This window comes from Streptomyces sp. NPDC050743, assembly GCF_044456925.1.
GTDB lineage: Bacteria > Actinomycetota > Actinomycetes > Streptomycetales > Streptomycetaceae > Streptomyces.
The window spans coordinates 104,415-115,006 of sequence record NZ_JBITGJ010000023.1 but is presented as its reverse complement, the minus strand read 5'-3'; the positions used below and the strand labels follow the sequence as shown (position 1 = coordinate 115,006).

4 protein-coding genes are annotated in these 10,592 nt (G+C 73.3%); all 4 read left to right on the top strand.

The window, feature by feature from the left end:
• Window positions 1–802 precede the first annotated feature (802 nt).
• The 4 genes from pknB (at window position 803) to fxsT (ending at window position 10,217) form a co-directional block, all read left to right on the top strand.
• On the top strand, window positions 803–2,719 hold the full coding sequence (gene pknB / locus ACIBJF_RS22955; RefSeq protein ID WP_399176191.1) for a Stk1 family PASTA domain-containing Ser/Thr kinase: 1,917 nt from the start codon (window positions 803–805) through the stop codon (window positions 2,717–2,719).
• 243 nt (window positions 2,720–2,962) lie between these two features.
• A complete protein-coding gene (locus ACIBJF_RS22950; protein ID WP_399176189.1) occupies window positions 2,963–4,807 on the top strand; it encodes a hypothetical protein in 1,845 nt (614 codons plus the stop codon).
• The gene (locus ACIBJF_RS22945) at window positions 4,804–5,820 is read left to right on the top strand and encodes an AAA family ATPase (RefSeq protein WP_399176188.1); all 1,017 of its coding nucleotides are present in this window, start codon (window positions 4,804–4,806) and stop codon (window positions 5,818–5,820) included. Before ACIBJF_RS22950 ends, ACIBJF_RS22945 begins: the two co-directional genes overlap by 4 nt.
• Window positions 5,820–10,217, top strand: a complete 4,398-nt coding sequence (fxsT, locus tag ACIBJF_RS22940; RefSeq protein WP_399176186.1) for an FxSxx-COOH system tetratricopeptide repeat protein — start codon at window positions 5,820–5,822, stop codon at window positions 10,215–10,217. The genes ACIBJF_RS22945 and fxsT overlap by 1 nt, the downstream gene beginning before the upstream one ends.
• Window positions 10,218–10,592 lie beyond the last annotated feature (375 nt).

Below are 10,592 nucleotides of genomic sequence, written 5' to 3'. Positions count from 1 at the left end.
GTTAGAGCCCCTGCACCGTCGATGACCGCGAGACGCACGAACAACGACCGACACAGGGCACGGGGGCGCCATACCCCCGGCCATGCAGCACCTGCACCATCGGCAGCGGCACATCGTGCGAACGGTAACCGACACAGAGCACGGGGACGGCACGGGCGGCCGTAGAGCCCCTGCACCGTCGATGACCGCGAGACGCACGAACAACGACCGACACAGGGCACGGGGGCGCCATACCCCCGGCCATGCAGCACCTGCACCGTCAGCGGCCGCAAGTCATGCGAACGGCGACCGGCGCAGAGCACGGGGGCGATACCCGCGGCCATAGAGCCCCTGTGCCGTCGGCAGCCGCGAGACGTGGGGGAGGCAGCCGAGCCGCACAGTCGAAGAGGCGGCACCGGCGGCAGCGGGTCGTCTGCGCCGCGATGGCCGGAGTCCTGGGGGCGCGGGCGATCGGCACGGGTCGTAGGTGGCGGCGAACTGCACGGTTGGTTGCCGGCGGCAGCGAGCAGCCCGGCCGTGGGCTGCATCGGCCAACCGTCCGGACGGTGGGCGGCGCCGGCCGGCCTGACGGACGGCGGGCGGCGGTGGCCGATGGACCGGAAAGTGGGCGGCGCCGGCCGGCCTGACCGACGGCGGGCGGCGGTGGCCGATGGGCCGGAAAGTGGGCGGCGCCGGCCGACGGGACGGACGGGGCCGGGGATGGAACCCTTGTTCGTGTGTCGCGTCACAGGTCGGCTTCAGTGCCTGGGGGAAAGCGTTCTCGGCGGGGGAAGTGTCGGTGGGTCCTCGTAGACTCGCCTGCGTGGATACGACCCTTCAGGACCCTCTCGTCGGGCAGGTGCTCGACGGCCGCTATCGCGTCGACGCGCGGATCGCGGTCGGCGGGATGGCCACGGTCTACCGGGCCCTGGACACCCGTCTGGACCGCGTGCTCGCGCTGAAGGTGATGCACCCGACGCTCGCGGCCGACGGATCCTTCGTGGAGCGGTTCATCCGGGAGGCCAAGTCGGTCGCCCGGCTGGCGCATCCGAACGTGGTGCAGGTCTTCGACCAGGGCACCGACGGGTCGTACGTGTACCTGGCGATGGAGTACGTCGCCGGGTGCACCCTGCGGGACGTGCTGCGGGAGCGGGGGGCGCTGCAGCCCCGCGCGGCCCTCGACATCCTCGAGCCCGTGCTCGCCGCGCTCGGCGCCGCGCACCGGGCCGGTTTCGTGCACCGGGACATGAAGCCCGAGAACGTGCTGATAGGGGACGACGGCCGGGTCAAGGTCGCCGACTTCGGGCTCGTGCGGTCCGTGGACACCCAGACCAGCACGACCGGCGCCGTCCTCGGGACCGTGTCGTATCTCGCGCCCGAGCAGATCGAGCAGGGCACCGCCGATCCGCGCGTCGACGTCTACGCCTGCGGTGTCGTGCTCTACGAGATGCTGACCGGCGGAAAGCCGCACTCCGGTGACTCCCCCGCCCAGGTCCTCTACAAGCACATCCACGAGGACGTGCCGCCGCCCTCGGCCCTGGTGCCGGGGCTGCCGTACGAGCTGGACGAGGCGGTGGCATCCGCGACCGCGCGCAACCCGGACATCCGGCCGCACGACGCCGTGGCGCTGCTCGCCCAGGTGCGCGAGGCGCGCCAGGGGCTGAGCGACGAGCAGCTGGACGCCGTGCCGCCGCAGGCGCTGTCCGCGGAGCACGACAACGCCGGCGACCGTACGAGCGTGATACCCCGCTCGCTGACCGTGCCCCGGCCGCTGCCCGTCAACGAGGAGGAGCCGGCCGGGGCCGGCGTCCAGCACACCAGCCGGCTGCAGGCGCCGCCGGTGCCACCGCGCCCGTCGCGGCGGCTGGTGCTGACGATCGTCGCCGCCGTGCTGGTGGTGTTCGGCGTGGGCGCCGGCGTCTGGTACATCAACTCCGGCCAGTTCACGAAGGTCCCGCCACTGCTGTCGAAGACCGAGGCGCAGGCCCGGGACCGGCTGAAGTCGGCCGGGCTGGAGGTCGGGCAGGTCAAGCGCGAGTACAACGACGCGGTCCAGCGGGGCACGGTCATCGGCACCGACCCCGCGCCCGGCGCCCGGATCCGCGACCACGACTCGGTGACGCTGACCATCTCGCTGGGCCCGGAGACGGTGAACGTGCCGGATGTCGCGGGCCGCCCGCTGGCCGAGGCGCGGGCGCGGCTGAAGGCGGACGGGCTGGAACCGGGCATGGTCACCCGGGAGTTCAGCGAGGGCGTCGCCAAGGGCTCGGTGATCGCCACCACGCCGCGGGCCGGCACCAAGCGGCACGCCGGGTCGGCGATCGCGCTGACCGTCAGCAAGGGCCGCCCGATCGACGTGCCGGACGTCACCGGTGACGATGTGGCCGACGCCAGACAGCAGCTGACGGAGGCCGGGCTGAAGGTGAGGATCGCGCCCCAGCAGGTCAACTCCGAGTACGACAAGGGCAAGGTGGCCCAGCAGAGCCCGGGCGACGGCAGCCAGGCCGCCGAGGGCGACACGGTGACGCTGACGCTGTCCAAGGGCCCGGAGATGATCGAGGTGCCGGACGTGGTCGGCGACAGTGTCGACGACGCCCACAAGGCGCTGGAGGGCGCCGGGTTCAAGGTGGACGAGGACCGCGGCCTGCTCGGGCTGTTCGGCGACACCGTGAAGAAGCAGTCGGTGAAGGGCGGCGACAAGGCGCCCAAGGGGTCGACCATCACGATCACCATCCGCTGACCAGGGCACTTGCGGGCCCCTCGGCGACAGTGTCAACTGGCCGCCGTCGATGGACTGTTGCCTGCTCCGTCCGCCCCCTCCGAGGCCGCTACTATGGCGGCTTCGCGATGCTCGTCCGGTGGCGCGGCAGACGGGGGGAGAGGCGTCTTGGGGGTGGAACCGGTCGCGGAGTTGACCGCAACCGACGTCTGGCAGGTGAGCATTCTCGGACCCACGGGCATGCCCGTGGGCGGAGGAGTCGTCATGCCGCCGCGGTACGTGCTGACGTGTGCCCACGTGGTGACGAGCGCCCTCGGCCGGCCCTGGCAGGACGACTCGGGCGCCACCGTGACGATCAGCCTGAGCAACGGACTTCGGCTGAGCGGCTCCCCGGGCGGCGGGCACCACTATGCGGGTGGAAACTCGCACGAGGACTTCTCGGTGCTGACCCTGCACGGCGATCTGTCCCTGGCCGGCGACCGGTTACCCACCTCGCACGGACATCTGTCCGCCGGCTCCTACAGCGCGAAGCGGCGGATGCAGGTGTACGGCTACCCCCAGGGGCAGCCGCACGGCGTGTGGGCGGACTGCCTCATGGCCGGCCCCGGCGGGCCGGCGTCGGCGCTGATCCAGCTGAACGACGCGCCCGACACGGGCCGCAAGGTCAGCAGGGGGTACAGCGGTTGCGGTGTGAAGGACGTCGCGACCTCCCGGGTGATGGGGCTGGCCGTCCTCAGGGACAAGGCACCGGACGCGGGCGTGACCTGGATGATCCCCATGGCCCGGCTGGCCCGGTCCTGGCCCCCGCTGCGCGCCGCCCTCGCGCTGTCCGGAGAGGTGCTCACGGAACCCTCCGAGCCCGAGACTGACCTCCACCAGGGTCTGTACGACGACGGCCCGTTCGACGCGGAGGCCATGGACGACCTCTACCGCCTGCTGCTGGACGGCGCGGTGCCGCTGCCGGGTCTGGTGACGCTGCGCGACGAGGCGCTCGGTCCGGTGCGCCGCCCCTGGCAGGGCGCTCCCGAGGACATCCTCGGCATCGTGCACGACCTGCAGCAGATCGCCCAGGCCGGCCGACCGGTGCCGCCGCTGCTGACGTTCGTCGCGGCGCTGTCCCAGCGCGTCCCGGGAACCCGCGGGCAGGAGCTGGCCCGCTGGGTGCGCGGCCGGGCCGGGCACTGCTCGCCGGTGGTCGATCCGGGTCCGCTGCTTCAGCGGCGTTCGCGTCCGGCGCGGGCGACCGCCCGGTGGACGTACGCCACCTTCCGCATCACTCCGGCCTCGCCGTCCCGGCACTATCTGCTCGATGTCTTCCAGGAGCACGAGGGCTCGCCGCGGGAGGCCGTGCAGCAGTACACCGAGGCCATGCGATTCGGCCACATCGAGCGCCTGATCCGGGAGGAGATCATCCGGATGCGCCGGGCGAAGGCCATCGACTCCCCGGATCTGTTCGTGGAGTTCGTCCTGCCGCGCGAGCTGCTCGGCAGGCCGGTCGACGGGCTCCCGATCACCACGCCCAGCGGCGCGGAGGTGCGTCTTGGGGTGGTGCATCCGGTCGCCGTGCGCAGTCTCGAGCGCCAGAACGCGTCGGTCTGGGTCGAGTGGGGGCATAACTGGTCCCGCAAGTGGGACAGGATGAGAGCGATGTCCGTACTCTCCGGAGAGCGGGTGGTGGATGTGGTGCCCGCCCGGAGCCAGGACCCGACGTCGTACGAAGTCGTGTTCTCCGCCCTGTACCCGGAGGACGGGCCGCTCGCGCTGGTGCTCGGCTTCCCGCCGCGAGCGGCCCGCAAGCGCACGCCCGACCCGGAGTTCGACGCGGCCCTGGACGCGGGGGTCCCGGCGCTGGTGTGGGCGCACGACGAACAGGACGGGCCGCGGGTCACCGGGGAGCTGCCGGGCCGGTTGCGGGCGACCAGCGTGCGGACCCTGCCCGAGGCGGTGTTACGGGCCCGCCGGGGCGAGTGGTCGCCCGTGCCTGCGGGCGGCGGACCGCGCATCGCCGGCGGACTGCGCCTGGGTTTCCTCTGGGATCCCTTCGACCGGCTGCCACCGCAGACCCCCTTGACCGCACCCGTTCCCGCCCCCGGAGGTGCCCCCTCGTGACCGAGACCGGAAGCCCGCAGACACCCGGGTGGTGGCTGTACCGTGGCGACGGCGTTCCGCACGACGCGATCGACCGGCTGCCCGATCCCCCGGGCTGGCGGCCGATCCAGCAGGGTGTGCCCCCGAAGGACGAGGTCCTCGCCCCCGAGCCGGCCGACGCCCGCCGGGGCCGGGTCTTCCAGGTGAACCGGGGACTGGTCGACGTCGTCAACGCGGCGCTGCTGCTGCGCCGCCCCCTGCTGCTGACCGGCCGTCCGGGCACCGGCAAGTCCACGCTGGCCCATGCCGTCGCCTATGAGCTGGGGCTCGGGCCCGTGCTGCACTGGCCGGTGACCTCCCGCACGACCCTGCGGGACGGGCTGTACGCCTACGACGCCATCGGGCGGCTGCACGAGGCGAACCTGCGGCGGGCCGGCCTGGACACGGGCGAGGGCACCGGCGGCATCGGGCGGTTCCTGCGGCTCGGGCCCCTGGGCACGGCTCTGCTGCCGCGCCGCCGGCCGCGCGTGCTGCTCATCGACGAGCTGGACAAGAGCGACATCGATCTGCCGAACGATCTGCTGACGGTGTTCGAGGAGGGGCGCTTCAGCGTCGAGGAGCTGTTGCGGCTGCCCCCGGAACAGCGCAGCGTGCCGGTGCGCACGGCGGACGGCGGCCAGGCGTTGGTGACGGATGGTCAGGTGGCCTGCTGGGCCTTTCCGTTCGTGGTCATCACCTCGAACGAGGAGCGGGAGTTCCCCGCCGCGTTCGCCCGGCGCTGCCTGCGCTACGACATCGAGCCGCCGGGGCCGGAGCGGCTGGCCGCGATCGTCGCCGCGCATCTGGGCGAGGAGGCGCTGGAGCAGGCGCGGCCGCTGGTGGAGGCCTTCCTCGTGGAGCAGGGCAACGGCAGTGTCGCCGTGGACCAGTTGCTGAGCGCCATCCAGTTGGCGCGTGTGGGCGCGGACGAGGACCCCGAGCAGTGGCAGGATCTGCTGCGCACCCTGTGGCGGCATCTCGAAACGGGGCCCTGATGTCGTACGAATCACCGGAGCGCCCCACTCCGGACGCGCGGGAGATCGCCGAAGTCCTCTGGCTCGCGGCGCAGTTGGCGCGCGCCGCGGGCGACGCGCCCGCGCTCCCGGCCGCCCGCGGGCCGCACCGGCTGTCCGGGCTCGTGGGCCAGCTGGAGCCGGATCGGCCCCAGCGCCGGCGGGACGCCCCCGGCGGCGAGGACTCCGCCGAGGCACAGGCGAACGGCACGCCGCGCGCGGGCATTCCCGCTCCGCGCACACGGGGACCGCAGCTGCACGTGCGTGACTTCCGCGCGCCGGCCGGCGACGCCGCGACAGCCGTCCCGGCGCTGCCGGTCCGCTCTCCCGGGGTGCGCCCGCTGGGGAAGCCGGCCGAGCTCGGGCGGGCCCTGCGGCCGCTGCGGCGCCGCGCCTCCTCCACGGTGCGGCACCGGATGGACGAGGCGGCGACCGCCGACCGTGCGGCGCAGACCGACGGCTGGGAGCCGGTGCTGGTCCCGGAGGAGGAACCCTGGCTGGATCTGGTGCTGGTGGTCGACACCGGCGAGTCCATGGTGCTGTGGGACAGCGCGGTGGCCGACCTGCGCACGGTGCTGCGCCGGGTGGGGGCCTTCCGCTCAATCACCGTGCGCTGGCTGGAGCACCTGGCGGACGGCACCATCGCGGTGCGCGGCACGGCACCTCCCTGGTCCGGGGACGGTCCGCGCCGCCCGGCCGACCAGGGGCCGCCCGCCTACCACTCCCCGCGCGGCGCCGTGCTCGTCTTCAGCGACGGCATCGGCCCCGGCTGGCGCTCCGGCGCGGCGCTCCGGCTGCTGGCCCGCTGGGCGCACAGCCGGCCCACGGCCCTGGTGCAACCGCTGGACCGGCGGCTGTGGCACCGCACCGCTCTGCGCCCGGTCCCCGTCACCCTGCACGCCGCCCGCCCCGGTGCCCCCAACCGCGACCTGCACGCCGGTGCGGACCAGGCCGGCGTGCCGGTGCCGGTCGTGGAACTCGCGCCCGCCGCACTGCAGATGTGGGCCCGGATGGTCGCCCGCCCCGAGTCGTCGCCGTTCCAGGGGTACGCCGTGGCGGCGGGCGCCGCGGTGCCCTCGGCACCGGCGGAGACGGTGCCGCCGCGGCCGGCCGAGGAGCGGCTGTCCCCGCTGGACCGGGTGCTCGCCTTCCGTGCGCAGGCCTCGCCGCAGGCCTTCGAACTGGCCGGATACCTGGCCGCGGCTCCCCTGTTCCTGCCGGTCATGCGCCTGGTCCAGCAGGTCATGGCGCCCCGCACGACGCCCTCGCACCTGGCGGAGGTGTTCCTGTCGGGGCTGCTGCACCCGGTGCCGTGCGACCGGCCGCGCCCGGCCGAAGAGACGGAGTTCGACTTCCCCGAGGCCGTGCGTTCGCTCCTGCTGGGCTCCCTGCACCGGCAGGAGAGCCGGCGGGTCCTGACCGCGGTCTCCGACTACCTGGCCGAGCACTCGTCCGCGCCGTACCGGTTCGACGCGACGCTCGCCGATCCGTCCGCGGAGCTGCCCGCGCGCATCAGCGCGGAGAGCCTTCCCTTCGCCAAGGTCGACGCCGCGGTGGCCGACGCGCTGGGCGGGGGCTTCACCACCCGGGCGCGCAAGCTGCGCGATCTCATCTCCGGGCAGCACCACTCCGCGGGCGTAGGTAACCGTCCGCAGCCGTACAGTTACGATGTGACCGACACCACAACCACGAACAGCACTGCCGAAACCGGGATCGCCCGCCCTCACCCGGTCGAATCCGGCGGGGCGGCCAAGACCCCCCGGCCGCCGGCGGAAAGGGAATCACCCGTGGCCGAGTCCGCGTCTCGCCTGGCCGGCGTCGACGGCCCTCCGAGCACCGGGGGGCCCACCACCGCTCCCCTGTCGACGCTCACGCGGCCCGTGCGGTTCGAGGAGAGCGTCCCGCAGGTGTGGGGTCGGCGCATTCCGCCGCGGAACCACATCTTCACCGGCCGGGACGAGCTGATCACCCAGTTGCACGACCGGCTGGCCGACCGGCGCGCGGCGATCGTGCCGCAGGCCTTCTTCGGGCTCGGCGGAGTGGGCAAGACGCAACTGGCTGTGGAGTACATCTACCGGTACCAGTCGCAGTACCAGCTGATCTGGTGGATCAACGCGGAGGATCCCGCGCTGGTCCGCTCGTCCATCGCCGCTCTCGCACCGCACCTGGGCCTGGAGGCGGCTCCCAGCGGTGACGAGGCGCTTCCCCTGGTTCTGGACTGCCTGCGGCGCGGAACCCCGTTCCGGAAATGGCTCCTGGTGTTCGACAACGCCGACCGGCCCGAGGACCTGGAGGAGTACTTCCCCTCCGGCGAGGGCCACATCCTGGTCACCTCACGCAACCAGAGCTGGGCCGGGCACGCCCACCCCATCGCGGTGGACGTCTTCTCCCGGGAGGAGTCGGTCCGGTTCCTGCAGCGCCGGGTTCCAGGGATGCCGGCGCAGGACGCGTCCCGGCTGGCCGAGGCGCTGGGCGACCTGCCGCTCGCCGTGGAGCAGGCCGGGGCCTGGCACGCGGAGACGGCGATGTCCGTGGACGAGTACCTGGAGCTGCTGCGCGAGCACGCGGGACGGCTGCTCGACACGTCCGTGCCGTCCGGCTATCCGCACTCCGTGGTGGCGACCTGGAACCTGGCCATGGAGCGGCTGGCCGAACGCAACCCGGCCGCGGTCCAGTTGCTGCGGCTGTGCTCCTGCATGGCGCCGGAGCCGATCAGCTGGGCCGTGCTGCGCAGCGCGGCCTTCGCTCCGCTGCCGTCCCCGCTGGCCGAGGCGCTGCGCGACCCGGTGGAGCTGGGCCTGGTCACCCGGGAGATCGGCCGACTGGCGCTGGCCCGCATCGACCACCGCAGCAACAGTCTGCAGATGCACCGGCTCGTGCAGGCCGTGTTGTTCAACCAGATGTCCCCGCAGGAGCAGGAGGACACCTATCACCTCACCCATGTCCTGCTGGCGGCGGCCGACCCGAAGGAGCCGGAGGACGACGCGAACTGGCGCAGGTATGCCGAGCTGCGCCCGCACATCCGGCCGACCCGGTCGGTGGAGTGCGAGCAGCGGGACGTCCGCGACCTGGTGATCAACGAGGTCCGCTATCTCTACCAGCACGGCGACTACACCGGCGGCGCCCAGCTGGCCGAGTTCGCGCGCGCGGAGTGGCGCGACCGGCTCGGCGAGGACCATCCGCAGACCATGCGCATCACCCGTGCCTACGGCAACCTGATCCGCAGCTTCGGGCGGTTCGACGAGGCCCGGCAGCTCAACGCCGAGCTGCTCGAACGCACCCGCCGGGTGTACGGCGAGGACCACGAGGAAACCCTCGCGATCGCCAACAGCAACGCGGCCGACCTGCGAGTCCTCGGCGATTTCGAGGCGGCGGCGGAGCGGGACCGGGACACCCTGGACCGGCTGATCGCGGGCTTCGGCCCGGACCATCCGCTGGCGCTGATGTCCGCGGCCAACCGGGCGCTGGACCTGCGGCTGCTGGGCCGGTTCCAGGAGGCGCTGGAGCTGGACGCGGAGACGTACGAGCGACGGGTGCGCATCTTCGGCCCGGACGATCCGCTGACCCTGGTGGTGGCGGCGAACTACGCGCGGGACCAGCGGGAGATGGGCGACTACCGGGGTTCCACCGAGTCGTTGCGCGCCCTGTACCCGAAGCTGCGCGACCGGCAGGGCCGCGAGCACCCGTCCACCCTGGACGTGGCCAAGAACCTCTCCGTCTCCCTGCGCGCGATGGGCGCCTACGAGGAGGCGTACGAGAGGTCCGGCCGTACCGTGGCCCGCTGCCGGGCCCGCTACGGCGAGGGAGACCTCAACACCCTGGCCGCGATCGGCAACCACGCCGTCGACCTGTTGCTGCGCGGTGAGCTGGAGGAGTCGGAGCGGCTGGCCGCGCAGACCGTGACGGGGTACGAGCAGCTGTTCGGCGCGGACCACCCCTATCTGCCGATGACGGAGACCAATCACGCCGTCGTCCTGCGGGCCCTCGGCGAGCACGAGCGGGCGCTGTCGCTGAACCTGTCCGCCTACGAGAAGCTGGAGCGCCGGTTCGGCCCGGAGCACAACTGCACGCTGCGCTGCGGCGTGAACCTCGCCAACGACCTGCACTCGGCGGGGCGGCACGAGGAGGCGATGCAGGCGAACACCCGCCACCTGGAGGCGCTGCGCGGCACCCTCGGCCCCGATCACCCGGTCACACTGGTGTGCGGCGGCAACCTCGCGCACGACCTGCGCTCGCTGGGGCGGGAGGACGAGGCCGCGGCGCTCCTCGACGACGTCCTGACGCGGTTCGCCCGGACGCTGGGCGCGGACTATCCGGTGGCGGAGGTGTTCTCCGGCGGCGAACGGGCGTTCTGCGACATCGAAACACCGGTGTTCTGACCCACCCGGCCCCCGGGCTCAGACACCGGTCACCCGCCCCGGACCGACGCCCACCTCCCAGGCCCCGAGTGCGTCGGCCAGCGTGGACGCGACGGCCGGCGCGTCCGGCGATCGGCTGGTGGCCGAGGTCTTCGCCCACGGCGAGCGGGCGTCCTACTCCATCGAACACCGGGGTTCCGACCTTCCGGCTCGGACACCGGCGTCCTGACCCACCTCCCGGGCTCCGGGCGTCCCGGGGCCCGCCAGGCCGCGAAGCCCGGCGCGTCCGCGGTCGGCCCTGCTCGGCCGTTCCGCCACCGGCTGTGGACTCCCGGTACGGGTCGGGACTGTCCGGTGGCCTAGGTGTTCCCCCCGGATAGCGGACGTTCGGCGGCA

What these genes read in the sequence shown, in the direction of transcription:
- ACIBJF_RS22950 (WP_399176189.1), top strand. Translation starts at nt 2,963, where the DNA reads ATGCCGCCGCGGTACGTGCTGACGTGTGCCCACGTGGTGACGAGCGCC.
- fxsT (WP_399176186.1), top strand. Translation starts at nt 5,820, where the DNA reads ATGTCGTACGAATCACCGGAGCGCCCCACTCCGGACGCGCGGGAGATC.